Source organism: Mycobacterium sp. M26, from assembly GCF_001494595.1.
In the GTDB taxonomy this organism is placed as follows: domain Bacteria; phylum Actinomycetota; class Actinomycetes; order Mycobacteriales; family Mycobacteriaceae; genus Mycobacterium.
On the sequence record NZ_LN929907.1, the window covers coordinates 1,211,614 to 1,233,382 of the forward strand.

The following is a 21,769-nucleotide window of genomic DNA, read 5'->3' on the forward strand; positions in this document are numbered from 1 at the left end:
CATGGCCGACTCACCCACCGATGCCGGCGCCGCGCGCGAACTGCTGCGCGACGCATTCACCCGCATCATCGAACATGTCGACGACCTCACTGATGACCTGACCGACGAGGTGTCCTTCTTCCGCCCCACTGCGACGGCCAACAGCATCGCCTGGCTGATCTGGCACAGTGCGCGCATCCAGGACGCTCAGCTTGCCGCGATCACCGGAACCGACCAGGTGTGGTTCAGCGGGGGATGGGTGGACCAGTTCGCCCTCGACCTGCCGCGCGACGCGCACGGGTACGGCCATACGCCCGAGGAGGTCGGGAAGGTGCGCGCCCCGGCGGACCTGCTGGCCGGCTACTACCACGCGGTGCACAAGATGACGCTGGAGTACATCGCCACCGTGAGCGCCGAAGAACTGGCCCGCGTGGTGGACGAGAACTGGGACCCGCCGGTGACGGCGAGCGTGCGGCTGGTCAGCATTTTCGACGACTGCATGCAGCACCTTGGTCAGGCTGCCTACGTCCGGGGGATCTCCCGCTGAGGGCGCTGACGTGGTGGCCGCTGATCGCGGTCCCGTTGATGGTGGCGCTCGGTGTCGCGGTGGGCGACGGGTCGACGCCGGTCGACGACTGGTTCCAACGGGCGCGCGGCAGCGCTCTGGGGCATCTGCTGTTCTTCACCGATCTGCGGACCATGGCGGTGATCCTGCTGATCGCCGTCGGCGCGGCGCTGGTGACCAAACGATGGCTGCTCGCGCTGTTGATGATGGTGAGTCCCGTTGCGGCGGTGATGATTGCACGTGCGTTCAAGCGGCTGTTCGAGCGGGAGAAGGAAGGGGCGCTGGCCTATCCCAGCGGTCACACGACGCTGATGGTGGTGGTGCTCGGCATGGTGATCGTGCTGGTGGGTCCGCGGCTGTGGGCGATGATCGGAGCGTCGGTCTGGGCGCTGCTGGGTGTGGTCGGCCAGGCGGTGTCCTACCACTACTTCACCGACGCGTTGGGTGCGCTGCTGCTGGGATCGTCGGTGGTCTGCGTCGCCGCACTCATCGAGCACCGCTCGTTCACTCCGTCGTCACCCCCGCGTCGGCCGCAGGAGCTAATTTGCGCCGGTGACACTGGAGATGAACGGCTTCAAGGTTTACGACGACGATGATGACGATCCGGTGCTGCTCGACGCTGCCGGGATGGCCGTCGACACCTGGCGGGAGAACTACCCGTACGACGAGCGGATGTCGCGCAGCGTGTACGAGGAACAGAAGCGCCTGCTGCAGATCGAGCTGCTGAAGCTGCAGAAATGGAGCCAGGCACACGGGCATCGGCACGTGATCGTCTTCGAGGGCCGCGACGCCGCAGGCAAAGGCGGCACCATCAAGCGGTTCATGGAACACCTCAATCCGCGGGGCGCCCGGGTGGTGGCGTTGGAGAAGCCGACGGAGAAGGAACGCACCCAGTGGTACTTCCAGCGCTACGTCAACCACCTGCCGGCGGCAGGTGAGATCGTGCTGTTCGACCGGTCCTGGTACAACCGGGCCGGGGTGGAACGGGTCATGGGGTACTGCACGCCCAAGCAGCATGCGGAGTTCGTCCGGCAGGCGCCGCTGTTCGAGCAGATGCTGGTCAACGACGGCATCAGCCTGACCAAGCTGTGGTTTTCGGTGTCGGTCTCCGAGCAGCGCACCCGGTTTACCATCCGGCAGGTCGACCCGGTGCGGCAGTGGAAACTCTCGCCGACCGACCTGGCGTCGCTGGACAAATGGCACGACTACACGGCGGCCAAGGAAGACATGTTCGCCTGGACGGACACCGAGATCGCGCCGTGGACGGTCATCAAGAGCAATGACAAGAAGCGCGCCCGAATCAACGCCATGCGGCATGTCCTGAGTAAGTTCAACTACGAGAACAAGGATCATGAAGTGGTCGGCAATCCTGATCCCCTGATCGTGGGCCGCGCGACGTCTCATTCCGACTGAGACCGGGCGCGTCCATAAGGAGGACGCGTGCGGTTTGTGGCCACACTGTTGATGTGGCTCGTCACCACTGTCCTGCTGGCCATTGCGGTGCCGGCGGCGTGGGTGCAGCAGCATCTGGTCGACGGCGACGGGTATGCCGCGCTGGCGCAGAAGGCCGCCGCCGATCCCGGCCTCAAGTCGGCCGTGGCCGGTGAGCTGACGACCCAGGTGGCGCGGCTCGGTACGGGCGTCAATACCGGCACCGTGAGCCTGGTGGCGGCCACCTATACCGCGAGTTCGGCATTCCCCGGGCAGTTCGCCGAGGCGAACCGCTTCGCGCACCGATGGCTGTTCACCGATTCGGTGCAATCCAGCGTCGACCCGCAGGGGCGGTGGGTGATCGACTTCGCGCCGATGCTCTCCGATGCGTCGTTCAAGGAGACGTTGAGCGACTACAACATCACGGTGCCGACCTCAGTGCCAATCCCCTTGACGGACAACGCCCCATCGATGTTGCGCCCGGGTGCGCTGCGACAGGTGGCCACCTTCGGACCCTGGGCCAGTGTGGGGTTGGCCGTGCTGACCGCGTTGTCGGCGCTACTGACCCTGTTCATGGCCCGAAGCCGCGGCAAGATGCTGGTCGGTTTGGGTGTCTCGGGCCTGCTGGTGGGCGGACTAGGCTGGGCGGCAATCGAATTCGGGCGGCGGCACCTCAACACGGTGCTGGACAATTCCTCGGGCAATGTTCGGCGGATCGCCGAGGCGATGGTCAGCGCTGCGGTCAACAGCATGCATCAGTGGCTGAACATCTCGCTGATCGTCGGTGGGGGACTGGTGGTGATCGGGGTGATCGTGACGCTGCTGGCGGGGCTGGCGAAGTCGAGCTAAGCGATCACTCCCGGGCGATCGCGCTCCTCTGTACCGGCGCGTGGCTTCTTACCTACTCGGCGTGGTCTGGGTTCTCAAGCACCGGCGGCCGGTCAGGACGGCTAGAGGCGCTATAGATCCGTCCGTTGATTTTAATGAAAGTCGTCCAACGGCCAGCGACGGCGATCAGCGCTAGTGCCAACATGATTGACCCGAAGAATCCCCGCCCCCAGGCAGGCCATTGCGAGAGGAAAAGAGATCCCACCGCGACTAAGCAGCAGGTCCACCATACTCGCCGTTTGATCGAGTCTGGCGACAGTGTCGCGCTCTTCCAGAGCGGGAAGCCGCTGAGTATCGCGGCGCAACCGAGTGCGCCAAGTGTCAGATACCGGAAGATCTCTTGCACCCTCACCGCCCTTATCAGCCGCCGGTACCGGCGGGATCCAATGCTGCCCCGATTCCACCGCCCAGCTGTTCGCCGCCCAGACCGCCGAGCACGCTGGCAGCAACAACAATGGCCGCGGTGGTCCACGGGCCGGTGAACGATCCGGCCAGCGCTGCAGCGCCCCATGCCGCCGCGGAACCGCCGGCGACGCCACCGAGTGCGCTGCCAAACTCTTCTGCGCTGCCGCCGTGGGTAAAATCGTTTGCTGCCGTAGCTAGTTCGATCACGTCGCCGATCTTTCCTACCTTGCCAGCGATATGAGCCCACTTCTCGGCGTCGGCGGGCGATAGCAGGTCCTCGAGTTTGGCGTGGCGTCCACTCGGTATCCGCTCGGCGTAGGCCTCGACGCCCTCGGATATCGGTCCAGTTATGTCAGTGACACCGCCCAGTCGCTTGAGCACATCGCCGATCACCAGCTTGGCGCCGTCCTCCGACATCCCCTGACTTCTCAGCGCGGCCATCGCACGATCGACCGCGACCACCCGCCCAAACTGCTCACCTTCGTCCAGTGCCTGTGTCGCCTGATCTGCTGTCATCGGCGGCAGGCCGTAGGTTCCTTGTTCCAGACGCTGCTGCATCTCGAGCCGCGATCGTGCCCGACTCCGTGCATCACCACCGAGCACAGAGTCCGTCGGCAGCGGACCCACGAAATTGGCCATCCGGAAGTCGTCGAGTCGCTCACCGGCCAGCCGTCGGGCATCGGGGGTTGAAGCGGGATCGGCGGTCGCGGCCAGATCGCGCAATCGTGCTGCGGCCGCTGCCTTTTCCGGCGTCATCGGACCACCGGCATTCGCCAGGGCCTCGTCCTTGGCGCGTTGGTTGGCCTCATACCAGTCGGTGGCCTCCCGGCCTCGCTGCTCCGGCCCCAACTCGCCATCACCGTCGACATCCTCGATGGGCGCGGGGTCGTAACCGTGGTCGGCGCGCAATTCTGTCAGCGACGCATCGAGCTTGCCCGAGTAGTCGTCACGCAACGTCGTCACCTGTTGCAGGACGGCGGCCGTGGCGGCGATCGCACTGTCCTCCAACCCCGAGGTGTCCTGATCATGGGCCAACGCCTGGCCGATCAACGCATCGATGTAGTGCAGTTGCGTATTGAGGTTCTCCACCTCCATACCGGAAAAGCGTTGTGTCTCAGCCAGAGTCGCCGCGATGCCAGCCAGATCCGCGCCGATCGCGGGCAACTGGTCCTGCTGGACCATCAAGCGGGTCGTCGCCCGCTGGACCTCGGCGCTGTCGTTGATCGGGTGCTCGCCGCCCTCGCGGTTCCACGATGCGCGGAACCGCGCTTGCGCCTCGCTGAACTCCTTGTAGGTCTCGGCCGTGCAGGCACCGGCGTCAAAGAATGCGCGGCCCAGTTGCGAAATCGCCCCGGGATCTCCGCTCTGAACCGTCGCGTCGACTTTCCAGGGGTCGCCGCCGGCCTCGCCGATCAGCGCTGCGACGCTGATGTGCGTCAGGCTTGGGTATCCGCTCACAGCACCGAACGCAGCGCTTCGGCGTTGCGTTCCTCCATCGCGACGAACGCCGAGGCGGTGGTGTGCGCCTTGTCGCCGAGCACCCCGAGCCGATTCTCCTGATCGCGCAGGCGTTGCACGTGAGCGGTGTGCGCATCGTCGAGCGCCCCGCAGAGTGTCTCGGCCGCGTCGAAGTCCCCGAAAATCCCCGCCGCCACGTTCCCACGTGCCAGCCGTTTTGCACCCTCCATAGCGAGCCAGGCCGCGTTGTACGACCGGTTTGCACCTGACCGCATCTCACCGACGTCGACCTGCACCGCTGTACCCCTCCGAAGTTAGCTGTTAGCTTGAGGGTACTACGGATCGTTTGCTGGTCAATTCACCCGAGGAGCCAGCATCCGGTGCAGGAACGAGTAGCTCAGCGCCGACTTGAAGGCGGTCTGCGCGTTGTCGGCTGCCCCGGCGTGTCCGCCCTCGATGTTCTCGTAGTACCAGACGTCGTGGCCGGTCTCCTCGAGGAGCGCCGTCATCTTGCGGGCATGGCCGGGATGCACCCTGTCATCGCGCGTCGAGGTCGTGATCAGCACTGGGGGATAACGCTTGTCGACCGTGACGTTCTGATACGGCGAGTACTCGGAGATGAACTCCCAGTCCTCTGGGTCGTCCGGGTCGCCGTACTCGGCCACCCACGACGCCCCGGCCAGCAGCAGATGGAACCGCTTCATATCCAGCAGTGGCACCTGGCACACCAGCGCCCCGAATCGCTCCGGGTACTTCGTCAGCATGATGCCCATCAGCAATCCGCCGTTGCTGCCACCCTGTGCGCCGAGTTGCGCGACGGTGGTAACACCGCGCTCCACTAGGTCGCGGGCCACCGCGGCGAAGTCCTCGGCCACCTTGTGCCGGCCCTCCCGCATCGCCTGGGTGTGCCACGACGGTCCGTACTCGCCGCCACCGCGGATGTTGGCCAGCACGTAGGTACCGCCGCGCGACAACCACAACCGACCCAGCACCCCGTCGTATCCCGGCGTCCGGGACACCTCGAACCCGCCGTAGCCGCCCAGGAGGGTGGGCCCGGGTGACTTCGAGTGGGTGTGGCCGACGACGAAATAGGGGATCGCCGTGCCGTCATCGGAGGTAGCGAAGTGCTGTGCCACCGTGAGATCCGCGGCGTCGAAGAACGACGGTGCCCGCTTGACCTCAGTCAGTGCGCTGCCCGCGGTGCCGTGCAACAGCCGTGACGGCGTCAGGAAACCGCTGGAATCCAAGAAGATTTCGTCGCCGTCGCTGTCGGCGGCCACGATCACCGTGTTGGTGTTCGGTGTCAGATCCGGGACCGGCTCGCGTGTCCAGGTCCCCGGGGTCACCACCTCGACCTGACTGGCCACATCGGCCAGCGTCACCATCACCAGGCGTTCCCTGGTCCACGAGTACTGGTGCAGACAGGTGTGCTCGTCGGGTTCGAAAACGACGGTCAGTTCCGCGGTGCCGTCCAGGAACCGCTCGAAGTCGGCGGCCAGCAGCGAACCGGCCCGATACGACCCGCTGCCGGTGTGCCAGTCGGTGCGCAGTTCGATGAGCAGCCACTCGCGATGTACGGACAAGCTGGCGTCGGTCGGGGCATCGATCCGGACCAGTTCACCCGAACGCAGTTGGTACACATCGTCGTTGAAGAAATCGATGGCGCGGTAGAGCAGGGTGCGTCCGTAGCCGGGCGTGCGATCCACCGAGGCCGACACGATCACGTCGGTGACCGGGCCGCTGAACACCGTGACGGCCTCGCTCAACGGCTGACCCCGCTTCCACCGCTTGACGATTCGCGGATACCCGGACTCCGTCATCGAACCCGGTCCGAAGTCGGTGCCGACCAGGACGGTGTCGTGGTCTTCCCAGGTGACGTTGGACTTCGCCTCCGGCAGCTCGAAGCCGCCGACAACGAATTCCCGCTCCACCATGTCGAATTCGCGCACCACCGCGGCATCCGAACCGCCTCGGGACAGACTGATCAGCGCGAGGCGGTGGTCGGGTTCGATGACGTCGGCCCCGGCCCACACCCAGTTCTCGCCGTCGGTGCGGGCCAGCTCGTCGACGTCGATGATGACGTCCCACTCCGGGTCTTCGGTGAGATAGCTGTCCAGAGTGGTCCGCCGCCACACGCCCTTCGGGTTGGCCGCGTCACGCCAGAAGTTGTACAGGTACTCGCCGCGGCGCCGGACATACGCAATCCGCGCGTCGGTATCGAGAACTTCCAGCGCCTCGGCCTGCAACTGCTCGAACGTCTCGTCATGGAACTCGGCGATCGTCGGCTCGTTATGCCTGCGCACCCAGTCGAGCTGGTCGTCGCCGGCGATCTCTTCGAGCCACAGGTAGGGGTCCGATGTTTCAGGCGAGTTGGTCACGCCCACATTCTGCGCACCTGCTCTGGTTCTTTTCGACTGGGGCTCCGCGACGGGTCGGCTGAGTACTATCGCCTCAGGCGAGCATCGGGGGCGCAGATGGAGCACATCCGCGACTGGTGGCAACAGCCGGACCGCTATCAGTGGTTCTCCGACTATCTCGTGTCACGCCGGCTCGTCCGAATCGCGCGCGGCGCATTGGCGGTGATCCTGGGCGTGCTCGCCGGAGCGGTGGCGTTGATGGCGTTCAGTGCGGTCGGCCCGCGCGGTGTGGCTCGCGGTGTCGCGCTGGTGATCGCTGCGGCATTTGCCGGGATGGCCGTTGTCTACGCCGCGCGATGGCCCACCCGACGGGTGTCGGCGGGATTCTCGGTCTTCGGCACGGTAGGTGTCGCCGTGGTGGCGCTGACTCAGACCGAAGAGCACGCCGGACTCCTGACCTGCTGGGCCTTCTTGGGGCTGGCTGCCTACGTGGCGTGCTGCCACAGCCCACGCCTGCTGGTGTTCACGGTCGGCGTCGCGCTGGCAACAGCCGCCGCGTGCGCGGTGCGCATGGTCGCCGTCGGCGACGTGTCCATGGCGATCGCCACGTTCGTGTTGGCCACCGGCGGACTGCTGACCGTCCCGTTCGGCGGGCAGATCCTGGTCCGACTGCTGTGGAACGACGCCGTATCGACCGATCCGCTGACCGGCCTGGCGAACCGGCGAGGGTTTCGCCGCTCGGCCCGTGCACTGATCGTCGACGGGGCGCGGCGCGGCCCGATCTGCTTCAGCGTGGTGATGATCGACCTCGACGGCTTCAAACGCCTCAATGACACCTTGGGTCACGCGGTCGGCGACCAGGTGCTCGTCGATGTGGCGGCCACGATTCAGGCGGTCGGGGGGCCGGGCGTCCTTGCCGCCCGGGTAGGCGGTGAAGAGTTCCTCATTGCTCAGGCGTCGTCGGCCCGAGAGGTGGAGATGCTCGCCCGTCGATTGTGCGCGGCGATCGCCGCCAACCCGTGGGGCGTCACGGCAAGTCTGGGCGTCGCCGATGTCACGGTGACCAACAACGCTCGGGACGTCCGCACGGTGATCGAGGGCGTGATCGCCGCCGCCGACATGGCGATGTATGGGGCTAAGCGCGCAGGCGGCAACCAGATCCGGCGGTCGTCGGCCGCCGCCTGAGCGCCAGCCACCTCAGCTCAGGTGATGCACCTCCTGCAAGCCGTACACCGGGGTCGGGATCCCCTCGTAGCGCGCCTTGAGCTGCAGCGCCAGATACAGCGAGTAGTGCCGGGATTGATGCAGGTTGCCGCCGTGGAACCACAGGTTGTCCTGCTGGGTCGGCTTCCACATGTTGCGCTGCTCGCCTTCCCAGGGCCCGGGATCCTTCGGGGTGTCTGAACCCAGCCCCCACACCTTGCCCACCTTGTCGGCGACGTCCTGGCCGATCAGGTCGGCCGCCCAGCCGTTCATCGAACCGAAGCCGGTGGCGTACACCACCAGGTCGGCGGGCAACTCGGTGCCGTCGGCCAGCACCACTGCATTCTCGGTCAGCCGCGCCACCTGGCCGTGGGCCAGTTTGATCTTGCCGTCGGCCACCAGATCGCACGCCCCGACGTCGATGTAGTAGCCCGAACCGCGTCGCAGGTACTTCATGAACAGCCCGGAACCGTCTGCGCCCCAGTCCAATTCGAAGCCAGCTGCCTCCAGACGGTCGTAGAACTCGCGGTCCCGTTCGCGCATCTGGTCATAGAGCGGGATCTGGAACTCGTGCATGATCCGGTAGGGCAGCGACGCGAACGTCAGGTCGGCCTTCTCGGTGGTCATGCCCGCGGCCAGTGCGCGCTCGGAGTACAGGTCGCCCAGGCCGATCTCCATCAGGCTGTCCGACTTGACGATGTGCGTCGAGGACCGCTGCACCATCGTCACGTCCACGCCGTTCTCGTACAGCGCCTTGCAGATGTCGTGTGCGGAGTTATTCGACCCGATCACCACGGCGCGCTTGCCGACGTAGGCGTCCGGGCCGGGATGGGCGCTGGAGTGGTGCTGATCGCCGGTGAAGATGTCCTGGCCCGGGATCGTCGGCACGCTCGGCTTGCCGGACATCCCGGTGGCCAGCACCAGCTGCGTCGGGTGCAGCGTCAGCCGCTCCCCGTCGCGGTCCACCTCGACCGTCCAGGTGCCGGCCGCGTCGTCATAGGACGCCGACAGGCACGTCGTCTTCGACCAGTACGGCACCTCCATGACGCGGGTGTAGAACTCCAGCCAGTCGCCGATCTTGTCCTTGGGCGCGAACACCGGCCAGTTCTGCGGGAACGGCAGGTAAGGCAGGTGGTCGTACCAGACCGGGTCGTGCAGGCACAGCGACTTGTACCGCTTGCGCCACTGATCGCCGGGTCGTTCGTGCTTGTCGACGACGATCGCCGGGACCCGCAGTTGGCGCAGCCGCGCCCCGAGCGCGATCCCGCCCTGGCCCCCGCCGATCACCAGAACGTAGGGCTGCACGGTGCGGCCGAGCTCAGCGTCCTCCTGCGCACGCTTCTCAGCCCACGACCGCGGGTCCGGATCATCGCCGTGCACCGCGCCCAGCACCCGGGACGGCCCCTTGGCCTCCTCGAAGCCGGTGAGTTCCTGCAGTGCGGTGAGCAGTGTCCAGGCCTGGTCACCCTTGAGCCGCAGGTGCCCGGTCCCGCGTCCCACCGCGGTCTGGAACTCGATGAACGCCGAGGTCACGTCACCATCGGCGGTGGGCTCCTCGCTGGTGCGAAAACCCGACGGGTCGGTGTCATCGAGCCGGGCGGTCAGCATGCCGGCAATCGCGTCGCGCCCCTCGACGGTCTTGATGTTCCAGGTGAACGACACGAGGTCGCGCCAGAAGCTGTCGGTGGCGAATTTCGCTGCGGCGCGGTCGATATCGCGGGCAGCCAGGGCGGCCTCGAAGTCGGCGAGCCAGGCGTCTACCCGCTGCTGCGGGGTGAGGTCCGTCTGCGGTTCCAGTGTTGATGTCATGTGAGGCAGGACACACCCCGGTCCGGGAGCCCGGCAAGAGTTGCGAAGCGTTGCAACCCCGGCCTGCAACCCTCTGCAACTCTTTCGGGGTGTGGTCGCGGTCACATAGAACTGCCCCATGAAAGCAGCTGTCTACTACGGGCCGAACAAGGTCGAGATCGACGACATCGCCGAGCCGGAGCCCGCGCCGGGCACCGTCAAACTCAAGGTCGGGTTCAACGGGATCTGCGGCACCGATCTGCACGAGTACTACGCCGGGCCGATCTTCGTGCCGACCGAACCCCACCCGCTCACCGGCGCTCAACTGCCACTGACCATCGGCCACGAGTTCTCCGGCACCATCACCGCGGTCGGAGACGGCGTCACCGGCTGGGCGGAGGGCGACCGCGTCGCCGTCGAACCGATCTACAAATGCGATCACTGCGGACCCTGCCGCGCCGGCAACTACAACGTGTGCCAGCAGATCGGCTTCCACGGGCTGATGTCCGACGGCGGCATGGCTGAGTACACCGTGGTGCCCACCAGCATGCTGCACAAACTGCCCGACAGCGTCTCGCTCGAACTCGGCGCTCTGGTCGAACCGATGTCGGTGGCCTACCACGCGGCCACCCTCGGCGACGTACGCGCGGGGGACACCGCCATGGTGTTCGGCGCCGGCCCGATCGGTATCGGACTCTGGTTCGCCCTGCGCGGCAAGGGACTTGATGACGTGCTCGTCGTCGAACCCTCGCCGACCCGGCGCGCCGCCATCGAGGCACTCGGGGCCAGGACGCTCGATCCCACCGCCGTGGATGTTCCGGCGTTCATCGCCGACTACACCGGCGGCGCAGGTGCCGATGCCGTCTTCGACGCGGCAGGGGTGACGCCGGCGGTAACGACGGCGCTGGCCTGCGTGGGCTCACGCAAACCGATGATCAGCGTGGCGATCTACGAAAAGCCCTTGGAGACACCACTTCTGAACCTCGTGATGAACGAGAGTCGCATCCAGGGCTCGCTGTGCTACACCGGCGCCGACTTCGAGGCCGTCATCGCCCTGATGGCCAAAGGTGCCTATGACACCACCGGCTGGGTGACCCGCATCCCGATCGACGACGTCGTCGACGAAGGGTTCGAAGCCCTGCACGCCGGCAAGAAGATGAAAGTCCTCGTCGACCCCACGATCTGAACGGAGCATCACCATGACATTGGAAGGCAAAGTCGCCCTGGTTACCGGGGCGGCCCGCGGAATCGGCCGGGGAATCGCGCTGCGACTGGCCCGTGACGGTGCCGACGTCGCACTAATCGATCTGCGCACCGACGGCATCGATGCCGTGGCCGCCGAGATCGCCGATATCGGCAGCAAGACAACCACATTCGCTGCTGACGTCAGCGATCGTGACAAGGTGTTCGCCGCCGTCGAGCATGCCGCAGGGGCCCTCGGTGGCCTCGACATCATGGTCAACAACGCCGGCATCGCCCTGGTCGGTCCGATCGCCGACGTCACCCCCGATGAGGCGGCCCGGGTGTGGGCGATCAACGTCAACGGGGTGCTGTGGGGCATTCAGGCGGCCGCGGCGAAGTTCAAGGAACTGGGCCGGCCGGGCAAGATCATTAACGCCTCCTCGATCGCCGGGCATGACGGCTTCGCCATGCTCGGTGTCTACAGCGCATCGAAGTTCGCGGTGCGGGCGCTCACCCAGGCCGCGGCCAAGGAGCACGCCGCCGACGGGATCACCGTCAATGCCTATTGCCCCGGCGTCGTCGGCACCGACATGTGGGTCGAGATCGACAAGCGGTTCGCCGAACTCACCGGGGCCGCCGAGGGCGAGACCTACGACAAGTTCGTCGGGGGCATCGCGCTCGGCCGGGCCGAGACGCCGGATGACGTCGCCGGATTTGTCTCCTATCTGGCCGGCCCGGATGCCGACTACATGACGGGGCAGTCTGGTCTAATCGACGGCGGCCTGGTTTACCGCTGAGATGCGGAGCACAATCGGCAGTGATGCAAGGGGCGTACGTGCCTGAGCCCGCGGTCGCGGTCGGCGAAGACCCGCGTAGTTACGCGCGGTTGATGTCGGCTGTCTACGACGCGACGATGTCGGGTCACCGCGCACCGGCGCGACCCCGCGACGTCATCGGCGAGTCGTGGCGCCGGTTGATCTCAGCCGGTGTGGACCCCGACGGCCGCACCCCGCCGGTGGTGGAGTCCAGCGGTGTGGAGACACTGCGCCGGGCCTCGGGCTTGATGGCGGTGCTCGACGAGGTCTCGCGCGGACTGGAATCCATCGTCGCCGACGGCACCAACATCCTCGTCATCGCCGACGCGCAGGGCCGCGTGCTGTGGCGGTCCGGCTCACCGGCGGTGCTGGGCAACGCCGACCGGCTCGGGTTCGTCGAAGGTGCGCGCTGGGCCGAAGGCAAGGTCGGAACCAATGCCATCGGGACCGCGCTGGTGTCCAACCGCGCCGTCCAGGTGTTCTCTGCCGAGCACTTCGTCCGCAGCCACCACTCCTGGACGTGTGCCGGGGCGCCGATCCGGGATCCCCGGACCGGGCATATGCTCGGCGTCGTCGACGTCTCGGGTCCCGCGGCGACCGTGCACCCCACTACGGTCGCTCTGGTCGACGCCGTCGCCCGGCTCGCCGAGTCGCATCTGCGCGAGCAGCACGACCGGACCCTGAACCGGCTGCGGATGGTGGCCGCACCCATCCTGGCCCGCATCGGCAAGCCGGCGCTGGCCGTCGATTCGGAAGGCTGGGTGGCTGCGGTCGATTCGCTGCCGCTGCACAACAGGATCCTGTTGCCCGATCTCGTCGAACCGGGCCGGCTGTGGATCCCCACCTTCGGCATGTGCGACGTCGACGTGCTGCCCGGCGGGTGGCTGGTCCGCCCCACCGAGGACGACGACGCGCCGGCACCGGCTCAGGTGTCGCTGGACCTCAGCGGGGCACCTGTGCTCGACATGTCCGGACAGTTCGGTCGCTGGCGCCACGACATCTCGCTGCGCCATGCCGAGATCCTGCTCATTCTGGCGCGCAACCCGCAGGGCCGCACCGCCCCGGAGTTGGCCGCCGATCTTTACGGTGACCGAACCCGGGTGGTCACCGTTCGCGCTGAATTGTCCCGGCTGCGTAAGCAGTTCGCCGGCATGCTCGCCGCCCAGCCGTATCGATTCGCCGGCGGAATCGACGTGACCGTGCGCTATCCCACGGACCTGTCGATGGTGTTGCCCGCGTCCACCGCACCCGCGGTCCGCGCTGTTCGTTATCAGGAAATTGTCTCGTAGAGGAGGACTTATGACAGTGTTCGCACGGCCGGGTTCGGAGGGATCGTTGATGTCCTTCCAGTCGCGCTACGAGAACTTCATCGGCGGGCAGTGGACGGCGCCGGTGGGTGGGCAGTACTTCGAGAACCCGACGCCGGTGACCGGTGAGGTGTTCTGTGAGGTGGCCCGTTCCACCGACGCCGATATCGAACTCGCGCTGGATGCGGCCCATGCCGCGGCGCCGGCGTGGGGCAAGACCTCGGTGGCCGAACGCGCGGTGATTCTCAACAAGATCGCCGACCGGATCGAGGCGAACCTGGACTCGATCGCGCTGGCCGAGTCGTGGGACAACGGCAAGCCGATCCGCGAGACCCTGGCGGCCGATATTCCGTTGGCGGTGGACCATTTTCGGTATTTTGCGGCCGCGGTGCGCGCCCAGGAGGGGTCGCTGTCACAGATCGACGAGGACACCGTCGCGTACCACTTCCATGAGCCGTTGGGTGTGGTGGGGCAGATCATTCCGTGGAACTTCCCGATTCTGATGGCGGTGTGGAAGCTGGCGCCGGCGCTGGCCGCGGGTAACGCGGTGGTGCTCAAGCCCGCCGAGCAGACCCCGGCCTCGGTGCTGTATCTGATCTCGTTGATCGCTGATCTGCTGCCCGATGGTGTGGTCAACGTGGTCAACGGATTTGGTGTCGAGGCGGGTAAGCCGCTGGCGTCGTCGAACCGGATCGCCAAGATCGCGTTCACCGGGGAGACCACCACCGGGCGGCTGATCATGCAGTACGCCTCCCAGAATCTGATCCCGGTCACGCTGGAGTTGGGCGGCAAGAGCCCGAACATCTTCTTCTCCGATGTGATGGCGGCCAACGACGACTACCAGGACAAGGCGCTGGAGGGCTTCACGATGTTCGCCCTCAACCAGGGTGAAGTCTGCACCTGCCCGTCGCGCAGCCTGATCCAGTCCGATATCTACGACGAGTTCTTGGCGATGGCGGCGATCCGTACCAAGGCGGTGCGTCAGGGTGATCCGTTGGATACCGAGACGATGATCGGCGCGCAGGCCTCCAACGATCAGCTCGAGAAGATCCTGTCCTACATCGAGATCGGCAAGAGCGAAGGCGCCCAGGTCCTTACCGGCGGGGAGCGCGCCGAACTGGGCGGAGACCTCAATGGCGGCTACTACGTGGCGCCGACGATCTTCACGGGCAACAACGCCATGCGGATCTTCCAGGAAGAGATCTTCGGACCCGTCGTCGCCGTCACCTCGTTCACCGACTACGACGATGCGATGCGGATCGCCAACGACACCCTCTACGGACTGGGTGCCGGAGTGTGGAGCCGCGACGGCAACACCGCCTACCGCGCCGGGCGTGACATCAAGGCCGGCCGGGTGTGGACCAACTGCTATCACGCCTACCCGGCGCATGCGGCGTTCGGCGGTTACAAGCAGTCCGGCATCGGCCGGGAGAACCACAAGATGATGCTCGACCACTACCAGCAGACCAAGAACCTCCTCGTCTCCTACAGCAACAAGGCGCAGGGATTCTTCTGACGAACAACGAATCGGCGCCGCCGCGGGCATTGATCACCGCGGCGGCCGCCGACCTGCTGCACCGTCTGCAGGCCCGCCACGGACCGGTGATGTTCCACCAGTCCGGCGGGTGCTGCGACGGGTCCTCGCCAATGTGCTACCCGGACGGGGATTTCATCGTGGGGGATCGTGACGTCCTGCTCGGGACGCTCGAGGGTGCCCCGGTGTGGATCTCCGGACCCCAGTTCGAGGCGTGGAAGCACACCCAACTCGTCATCGACGTCGTGCCGGGCCGGGGCGGCGGCTTCAGCCTCGAAACACCGGAGGGCATGCGCTTTCTCAGCCGCGGGCGAGCCTTCACCGACGCTGAGAACGCGTTGCTGACCGCCTCCCCGCCACTGACGGGAGCGGACTACGAACGAGGTGCCCGCCCGCCGGAACGGACCGATCTCGTCGTGGCCGAGGCCGCTGACGCCTGCCCAATCCCTGGTCGGCGCGCCGGAGCCGTTCAGCCGTAGTCCGCGGCAAGGCACGTATCGTCATAAGGGTGATACCCCTGCCTCGGGCATGGCTGCTCACAAGTGCGTTGCTGGTCGGCTGTGTGACCGGCCTGATCGCCGCCGTCGTGACCACTCTGCTGGTCAAAGCCCCGATTCGTCCCGACCTGGTGGTCGCCCTGGTCATCGGTGTACCGGGTGCGATCGGCATGCTGACCATTCTGTTGTCCGGCCGGCGCTGGCTCACGACGGTGGGCGCGTTCATCCTGGCCATGGCCCCCGGGTGGCTCGCGACCCTCGTCCTCATTCAGGTGGTGTCCGGTGGCTGACAAAGTCTCTCTTCCCTCGACCGAACCGCACCACGCGCCGATCTTCGACACCGGCCCGCACCCCGATCCGCTGCGGGCGCTGGGTGAGTCGGTTCCCGAATCCGCACCGTCGGCCCCGCATGCCTTCAGCGAGCTCGAGAACTTCGACACCGACGCCTTCATGCAGCCGCTCAGTGGTCTGGTGCATGCCGAGCCGGTGGTCGTCCCGCCCGCCCCGGCGGTCATCGACAGCACGCATGTCTACGTCAAGCGCTGGCAGTTCGTTTTCATCGTGGCCGCGGTGTGGGTGCTGGCCGCGGCCGCCGGGCTGGGCTTCTACTTCTGGTGGTACACCTCGCTGGACAAGACGCCCGCGGTGTTCGGGGTGTTGCTGTATCTGATCGCCTGCGCGGTGGCCAGCATGCTGGTGTCGATGGTGCCCAACCGGCCGTCTGTGACGGCGCTGGCCATCGCGTTGATGTCGGCCCCGATGGCATCGGTGGCGGCCGCGGCCGTGCTGCACGGCGCCTACTTCTTCGAATGGGTCACCCGCCCGACGATCGGCTGATCGTCGGCCCTCCGGCCACGCTAGGGTTATCTGCGTGACCCACTATGACGTCGTCGTTCTCGGAGCCGGACCCGGTGGATACGTCGCGGCGATCCGCGCGGCCCAACTCGGGCTGAACACCGCCATCGTCGAGCCCAAGTACTGGGGCGGGGTGTGCCTCAACGTGGGCTGCATCCCCTCGAAGGCACTGCTGCGCAATGCCGAGCTCGCCCACATCTTCACCAAGGACGCCAAGACGTTCGGCATCAGCGGTGAGGCCACCTTCGATTACGGTGCCGCCTTCGACCGCAGCCGTAAGGTCGCCGAAGGCCGAGTGGCTGGCGTGCACTTCCTGATGAAGAAGAACAAGATCACCGAGATCCACGGCTACGGCACCTTCACCGACGCCAACACCATTTCGGTGGCGCTCAACGAGGGTGGCACCGAAACCGTCACGTTCGACAACGCCATCATCGCCACCGGCAGCAGCACCCGGCTGGTCCCCGGCACCTCGCTGTCGAAGAACGTCGTCACCTATGAAGAGCAGATCCTGTCCCGCGATCTGCCCAAGTCGATCGTCATCGCCGGCGCCGGCGCGATCGGCATGGAGTTCGCCTACGTCATGAAGAACTACGGCGTGGACGTCACCATCGTCGAGTTCCTGCCCCGCGCCCTGCCCAACGAGGACGCCGAGGTCTCCAAGGAGATCGAGAAGCAGTACAAGAAGCTGGGCGTGAAGATCCTGACCGGCACCAAGGTCGAGTCCATCACCGATGACGGCGCCACGGTCACCGTCGTGGTCAGCAAGGACGGCAAGTCCGAGGAGATCAAGACCGACAAGGTCTTGCAGGCCATCGGCTTTGCCCCGAATGTCGAGGGTTACGGCCTGGAGGCGACCGGCGTCGCGCTGACCGACCGCAAGGCCATCGCCATCGATGACTACATGCGCACCAACGTGCCGCACATCTACGCCATCGGTGACGTCACCAGCAAGCTGCAACTCGCCCACGTCGCCGAGGCGATGGGTGTGGTGGCCGCCGAGACGATCGCCGGCGCCGAGACGCTGGCCCTCGGTGACTACCGCATGATGCCGCGCGCCACCTTCTGTCAGCCGCAGGTGGCCAGCTTCGGCCTCACCGAGCAGCAGGCGCGGGACGAGGGCTACGACGTGAAGGTCGCCAAGTTCCCCTTCACCGCCAACGGCAAGGCCCACGGGCTGGCCGACCCCACCGGCTTCGTCAAGGTGATCGCCGACGCCAAGTACGGCGAACTGCTCGGTGCCCACCTCATCGGCCCGGACGTCTCCGAGTTGCTGCCGGAGCTCACCCTGGCGCAGAAGTGGGACCTGACGGTCAACGAGTTGACCCGCAACGTGCACACCCACCCGACGCTGTCGGAGGCGCTCCAGGAATGCTTCCACGGCCTCGCCGGCCACATGATCAACTTTTGAGTCCGTCCACCATCGTCGCCGCGATCGGCGGATTCGTGATCGGTCACATCCTGTGGCTGATCGGTATCTCCATCGCGACGTCGGCCTACCGGGTGAACTTCTGGGTGCTGATCCTGGCCGCGCTGATCGCTGTCGCGTCCGCCGTCATCGGATGGCTGGCCTGGCGGTTGTATCAGCGAAAGCGGTTGGTGCAGGCGGCTTTTCTGGCCTGCTTGCCGATCTCGCCGGTGGTGTTCACACTGATCGTCCTCGGCGTCACCTACCTGTGAGCCATGGAGAGACAGCGGAGGACGCAGAAGCAACGAGTCGAGGAGTCGGCGCGCCGCTTGGCTGACGCCGCCATCGCGCTCATCGCGGAGAAGGGCTACGCCGCCACCACCGCCCAACAGATCGGGCTGCGCGCCGGGTACAGCCGCGACATGGTCAGAGTGCGCTATGGAACCAAGGAGGCGCTCGTCGACTCCATCCTGACCACGCTGTACGAGAGCCGGCTGCGCGGCGAGGACGACCCGCACGCCACCGGACTGGACCGGGTGTTGTCCGTCGTCCGGCGGCTTCATGCCTTTGCCGTCGAGGACCCCGTGCTGCTGCGGGCGATGTTCGTGCTGAACTTCGAGGCCGCCCAGGCCGATGATCTTCTGCGCCAACGGGTCAACCACTGGCTGGCTGACTCGGTGACCCAGATTCGCCAGGCGCTCGACGCGGGGCAGCGGGACGGCACCGTGACAGACGGGGTGGATCCGGGCGTACAGAGCCAGGACATGCTCGCCACGGTGATCGGCTACGCCTATCTCTGGACGGTCAACCCCGACGGGTTCGATCTGCCGGCGACGTTGGACACGTGGACCGCCACCCTCGACCGGACGCTGCGTCCGTAACCGGCGGAGCCTCTTCCCCAGCGGGGGTCGGCTCCTTATAGTTGTTCGTATAAGAACAACTAAGTTGGAGGATGTATGTCGAAACGTCGTCGAGTCATCGTCTGGGGACCGGGAGAGGTAGGCGCGGGTGTTGTGGCGGCCGTCCTGGCTGACCCGGAACTCGACCTGGTCGGCGTCAAGGTGTTCAGCGCGGCCAAGGACGGACGTGACGCCGGCGAACTGGTCGGCCTCGACCCATGCGGTGTGCCGGCCACCCGGTCACGTGACGATCTGCTGGCCCTGGACGCGGACGTGGTGGTGGTGACCTGTGCGGCCTCGGCCCTCACCGAGGGCCTCGACGACGACGTCATCGCGATGCTGGAGTCGGGTAAGAACGTCATCTCCACCGTCGGGTACCACGACGTGACCCGACCAAACTGGACCTCCGCACACCGGCCGCCGCCCGAGCGATTGCAGCAGGCCGCGCTCGCCGGTCAGGCGTCGCTGTACGGCGCGGGTGTGCATCCGTCCTATATGACCGAGCGGGTCGCGATGGCTCTGGCTGTCGGACTGGGCACCGTCGACCACGTCAGAACCATTGAGGCACTGGACTTTTCCCTGGCGCCAGTCGAGATGTGGGGCGGCCTGGCCGCGATCGGTTTCGGCTCCGACCCGAATTCGCTCGGATCGGACAACATGCTGGCGAAGTACGGGGACACCTACTACGCGGACATGGTGGCCAATTTGGCGTTCTCGTTGACCGCCAGCGATGACATCCGGGTGGAGAGCCAACTCATCGGCCGTCCGTCGACGTGTCGCCTGGAGCTGCCGCAGATCACCGTCGAGGAGGGTACCGTCGGAGCGCTGCACCTGGTGAGCCGTGCCTTCGTCGGACCGGCGTGCGTGGCCACGAATGAGGAGGTGTGGTTCCTTGGGCCGCCCAACGCATTCCGCGGCGAGGACCTGCCGTTCGAGAACTGGAACCAGGGTCTCATCGCCTACACCATCGAGGTGCGAAACCAGACGACGACGCTGCGCTCCCAACTGGAGTACGAGATCTCCGGGCCGCCGAATCCCGTCACCCAGATGTCGGTGCGTTCGGTCATCGACGCCATCGAGCCGGTATGTCAGGCCGAGCCCGGCGTTCTGATCGACGACGCGACACCGCGGGTGCGCCGCGACCCCCGGCTAGCGGTTTAGTCCGGGAAGTCCATCGGCACCCGAAGCGTGGTCAGTATCGCGGCGATGGTGTCGTAATGGCCTGCCAGCGCGCAGAATTCGATGACCTGCCGACGGTTCAGGTGCCGCGCGAGTTCGGTATACGTGTCATCGGTGAGGTCCCGTTCAAGGATGAACTCGTCCACCCCGCGCAGTAGTGCGCGCTGGCGGTCGGTGAGGCCGTCGGCGTCGGGGCCGGCGAAGATCCTGGCCTGCAACGCCGCGTCGAGACCACGCGAGCGGGCCAGGCGGCGATGCTGCTGCAACTCGTACTCCGAATTGCGCAGATGTCCCACCCTCAGGATCACCAGCTCCTTGTCCTGCTTGGACAGCTTGCCCGCATTCAGCAGCACATGGGAGTACGGCAGGAATGACAGGAACAGCAGCCGATGCTGGCCGAGAACCTCGAACAGATGCATCCGCGGTGCCCGGATGGCCCGCGCGCCCGCCCGGGCGATGCCCCAGTTGACCACGCCGAGTTCACGGCGGCCGCCGGGCGGGATGCGTTCTGCCATCAGGACTCCTTGACCAGGTAGGGCGATACGGTACTGCGGTGCTCGTCGAGGTCCAGCGCCTTACCGAGGGCCGGGAAGGCGCGTTGGGCGCAATTGTCGCGCTCGCAGACCCGACAGCCCGCGCCGATGGGGGTGGCGCTGTCCGACGACAGGTCCAGTCCCTTCGAGTACACCAGTCGGGTGGCGTGGCGCACCTCGCAGCCCAGCCCGATCGCGAAGGTCTTGCCGGGCTGGCCATACCGCGATGCGCGGCGCTCGATGGTGCGCGCCACCCACATGTAGTTGCGCCCGTCCGGCATCTGCGCGATCTGGACCAGGATCTTGCCCGGGTTGGCGAACGTCTCGTACACGTTCCACAGCGGGCAGGTACCGCCGGAGGACGAGAAGTGAAAACCGGTGGCGGACTGGCGTTTCGACATGTTCCCGGCCTTGTCCACCCGGACGAACGAGAACGGTACCCCGCGCATCGACGGTCGCTGCAGGGTGGACAGGCGATGGCAGATCGTCTCGTAGCTCACCTGGTAGAACGCTGAGAGCCGTTCGATGTCGTAGCGAAAGTTCTCGGCGACGTTGTGAAACTGCCCGTACGGCAACACCGTTGCCGCAGCGAAGTAGTTGGCCAGCCCGAGCCGGGCCAGCCGGCGCGACTCGTCACTGGTGAAGGTGCCGGCCTCGACCATCGCGTCGATGAGGTCACCGAACTCCAGGTAGGCCAGCTCGGCAGCCATCTTGAACACCTGTTGGCCACCGGAGAGGTGCGCGCTCATCTCCAGCGTCTTGGTTTCCGGGTTGTAGCGGTGCAGCACCGTGTCGCCGAGGTCCACCCGTCGCACCAGGCGGACCCCGTGCACCTGGGCCAGCCGCTGTCCGATGTCGCCGGCCAGGTCGCCGCGGTGCAGACGCATCCGCACCGTCAGATCCTCGGCGGCGGTGTCCAGTTCGTGCAGATAGTTCTGCCGCTGATAGAAGTAGTCGCGCACTTCCTCGTGCGGCATGGTGATCGCGCCCGCGCCGCTGCCGTCATTGAAGCGGTCCTCGGTGACCGCGGCCAGCTGCGTGGTGGCGATCCGGTAGCGCCGGTGCAGGTTCACCATGGCCTTGGCCAGGTTGGGGTGGGTGTTGACCACCTCGGCGACCTCGGCCGGGTCCACGTCGACGGCCAAATCCTTGTCCAGCACGACTTCTCGCAGTTCGGCGATCAGCCGGGTGTCGTCCTGCGATGCGAAGAACGTGGCGTCCACACCGAACACTTCGGTGATCCGCAGCAGCACCGCCACCGTCAGCGGCCGGACGTCGTGTTCGATCTGGTTGAGGTAGCTGGGTGAGATCTCCAGCATCTGGGCCAGCGCGGCTTGACTGAATCCGCGTTCGCTTCGCAGTTGACGAACGCGGGACCCGACGAACGTCTTGGACACGCTACCCAGCGTACCGGCGCTGTTAAGGCGGGCTTCGCAGGATTGGCAAGCACGCTGGTTGGCATTCATTGGGGCCTTTGGCATGATCG

General features: G+C 66.3%; 22 protein-coding genes. 16 read left to right on the top strand and 6 right to left on the bottom strand.

The window, feature by feature from the left end; genetic code table 11:
* Window position 1 precedes the first annotated feature (1 nt).
* From BN3385_RS05705 to BN3385_RS05720, 4 genes are read left to right on the top strand one after another with little or no spacing between them, the layout of a single operon-like run.
* The gene (locus BN3385_RS05705) at window positions 2–526 is read left to right on the top strand and encodes a mycothiol transferase (RefSeq protein ID WP_059015630.1); all 525 of its coding nucleotides are present in this window, start codon (window positions 2–4) and stop codon (window positions 524–526) included.
* 38 nt (window positions 527–564) lie between these two features.
* Complete coding sequence (locus BN3385_RS05710; protein WP_197415128.1) at window positions 565–1,140, top strand: phosphatase PAP2 family protein; 576 nt, start codon at window positions 565–567, stop codon at window positions 1,138–1,140.
* Window positions 1,109–1,957: a polyphosphate kinase 2 gene (gene ppk2, locus BN3385_RS05715; protein ID WP_059015631.1), complete on the top strand. Its 849-nt coding sequence runs from the start codon at window positions 1,109–1,111 to the stop codon at window positions 1,955–1,957. The genes BN3385_RS05710 and ppk2 overlap by 32 nt, the downstream gene beginning before the upstream one ends.
* A 27-nt stretch (window positions 1,958–1,984) precedes the next feature.
* On the top strand, window positions 1,985–2,824 hold the full coding sequence (locus BN3385_RS05720; RefSeq protein WP_059015632.1) for a hypothetical protein: 840 nt from the start codon (window positions 1,985–1,987) through the stop codon (window positions 2,822–2,824).
* Between the two features lie 399 nt (window positions 2,825–3,223).
* Here BN3385_RS05720 and BN3385_RS05725 read toward each other — a convergent pair whose 3' ends face one another.
* From BN3385_RS05725 to BN3385_RS05735, 3 genes are read right to left on the bottom strand one after another with little or no spacing between them, the layout of a single operon-like run.
* Window positions 3,224–4,726: a putative alpha/beta hydrolase gene (locus BN3385_RS05725; RefSeq protein ID WP_059015633.1), complete on the bottom strand. Its 1,503-nt coding sequence runs from the start codon at window positions 4,724–4,726 to the stop codon at window positions 3,224–3,226.
* Window positions 4,723–5,022, bottom strand: a complete 300-nt coding sequence (locus tag BN3385_RS05730) for a DUF2563 family protein (protein ID WP_082690295.1) — start codon at window positions 5,020–5,022, stop codon at window positions 4,723–4,725. The genes BN3385_RS05725 and BN3385_RS05730 overlap by 4 nt, the downstream gene beginning before the upstream one ends.
* Before the next feature lie 57 nt (window positions 5,023–5,079).
* On the bottom strand, window positions 5,080–7,104 hold the full coding sequence (locus tag BN3385_RS05735) for a prolyl oligopeptidase family serine peptidase (protein WP_059016438.1): 2,025 nt from the start codon (window positions 7,102–7,104) through the stop codon (window positions 5,080–5,082).
* 96 nt (window positions 7,105–7,200) lie between these two features.
* On the opposite strand from BN3385_RS05735, the gene BN3385_RS05740 reads away from it, so the two are divergent.
* Window positions 7,201–8,268, top strand: coding sequence for a GGDEF domain-containing protein (locus BN3385_RS05740; protein ID WP_059015634.1), 1,068 nt, complete (start codon window positions 7,201–7,203; stop codon window positions 8,266–8,268).
* 12 nt (window positions 8,269–8,280) lie between these two features.
* Here BN3385_RS05740 and BN3385_RS05745 read toward each other — a convergent pair whose 3' ends face one another.
* Window positions 8,281–10,095, bottom strand: a complete 1,815-nt coding sequence (locus BN3385_RS05745; protein WP_059015635.1) for a flavin-containing monooxygenase — start codon at window positions 10,093–10,095, stop codon at window positions 8,281–8,283.
* Window positions 10,096–10,213: 118 nt separating this feature from the next.
* Between BN3385_RS05745 and BN3385_RS05750 the strand changes: the two genes are divergently transcribed.
* The 11 genes from BN3385_RS05750 to BN3385_RS05800 all read left to right on the top strand — a co-directional run bounded on the left by BN3385_RS05750 (window position 10,214) and on the right by BN3385_RS05800 (window position 19,732).
* Window positions 10,214–11,260 (top strand): 2,3-butanediol dehydrogenase, encoded by a 1,047-nt coding sequence (locus BN3385_RS05750; RefSeq protein WP_059015636.1) that lies wholly within the window; start codon window positions 10,214–10,216, stop codon window positions 11,258–11,260.
* 13 nt (window positions 11,261–11,273) lie between these two features.
* Window positions 11,274–12,053 carry an acetoin reductase gene (locus BN3385_RS05755; protein WP_059015637.1) on the top strand — a complete coding sequence of 260 codons (780 nt, stop codon included), beginning with the start codon at window positions 11,274–11,276 and terminating at the stop codon, window positions 12,051–12,053.
* 23 nt (window positions 12,054–12,076) lie between these two features.
* Complete coding sequence (locus tag BN3385_RS05760; RefSeq protein ID WP_059015638.1) at window positions 12,077–13,360, top strand: GAF domain-containing protein; 1,284 nt, start codon at window positions 12,077–12,079, stop codon at window positions 13,358–13,360.
* Window positions 13,361–13,370: 10 nt separating this feature from the next.
* On the top strand, window positions 13,371–14,894 hold the full coding sequence (gene adh / locus BN3385_RS05765; RefSeq protein ID WP_059015639.1) for an aldehyde dehydrogenase: 1,524 nt from the start codon (window positions 13,371–13,373) through the stop codon (window positions 14,892–14,894).
* The gene (locus BN3385_RS05770) at window positions 14,891–15,391 is read left to right on the top strand and encodes a DUF779 domain-containing protein (protein ID WP_059016439.1); all 501 of its coding nucleotides are present in this window, start codon (window positions 14,891–14,893) and stop codon (window positions 15,389–15,391) included. Before adh ends, BN3385_RS05770 begins: the two co-directional genes overlap by 4 nt.
* A 29-nt stretch (window positions 15,392–15,420) precedes the next feature.
* Window positions 15,421–15,699: a putative holin gene (locus tag BN3385_RS05775; RefSeq protein ID WP_059015640.1), complete on the top strand. Its 279-nt coding sequence runs from the start codon at window positions 15,421–15,423 to the stop codon at window positions 15,697–15,699.
* Complete coding sequence (locus BN3385_RS05780; protein WP_059015641.1) at window positions 15,692–16,246, top strand: hypothetical protein; 555 nt, start codon at window positions 15,692–15,694, stop codon at window positions 16,244–16,246. Before BN3385_RS05775 ends, BN3385_RS05780 begins: the two co-directional genes overlap by 8 nt.
* A gap of 34 nt (window positions 16,247–16,280) precedes the next feature.
* Entirely contained in the window at window positions 16,281–17,675 is a 1,395-nt protein-coding gene (gene lpdA / locus BN3385_RS05785) for a dihydrolipoyl dehydrogenase (protein ID WP_059015642.1), read from the top strand.
* Window positions 17,672–17,944, top strand: coding sequence for a hypothetical protein (locus tag BN3385_RS05790; protein WP_353612219.1), 273 nt, complete (start codon window positions 17,672–17,674; stop codon window positions 17,942–17,944). The genes lpdA and BN3385_RS05790 overlap by 4 nt, the downstream gene beginning before the upstream one ends.
* A 3-nt stretch (window positions 17,945–17,947) precedes the next feature.
* Complete coding sequence (locus tag BN3385_RS05795; protein ID WP_082690297.1) at window positions 17,948–18,553, top strand: TetR/AcrR family transcriptional regulator; 606 nt, start codon at window positions 17,948–17,950, stop codon at window positions 18,551–18,553.
* Between the two features lie 75 nt (window positions 18,554–18,628).
* Complete coding sequence (locus BN3385_RS05800) at window positions 18,629–19,732, top strand: hypothetical protein (RefSeq protein WP_082690298.1); 1,104 nt, start codon at window positions 18,629–18,631, stop codon at window positions 19,730–19,732.
* Here BN3385_RS05800 and BN3385_RS05805 read toward each other — a convergent pair.
* Both BN3385_RS05805 and ramB read right to left on the bottom strand, forming a co-directional pair.
* On the bottom strand, window positions 19,729–20,265 hold the full coding sequence (locus tag BN3385_RS05805; protein ID WP_059015646.1) for a carboxymuconolactone decarboxylase family protein: 537 nt from the start codon (window positions 20,263–20,265) through the stop codon (window positions 19,729–19,731). The two genes, BN3385_RS05800 and BN3385_RS05805, sit on opposite strands and share 4 nt — an antisense overlap.
* Complete coding sequence (gene ramB / locus BN3385_RS05810) at window positions 20,265–21,680, bottom strand: acetate metabolism transcriptional regulator RamB (protein ID WP_059015647.1); 1,416 nt, start codon at window positions 21,678–21,680, stop codon at window positions 20,265–20,267. Before ramB ends, BN3385_RS05805 begins: the two co-directional genes overlap by 1 nt.
* Between the last annotated feature and the right edge of the window lie 89 nt (window positions 21,681–21,769).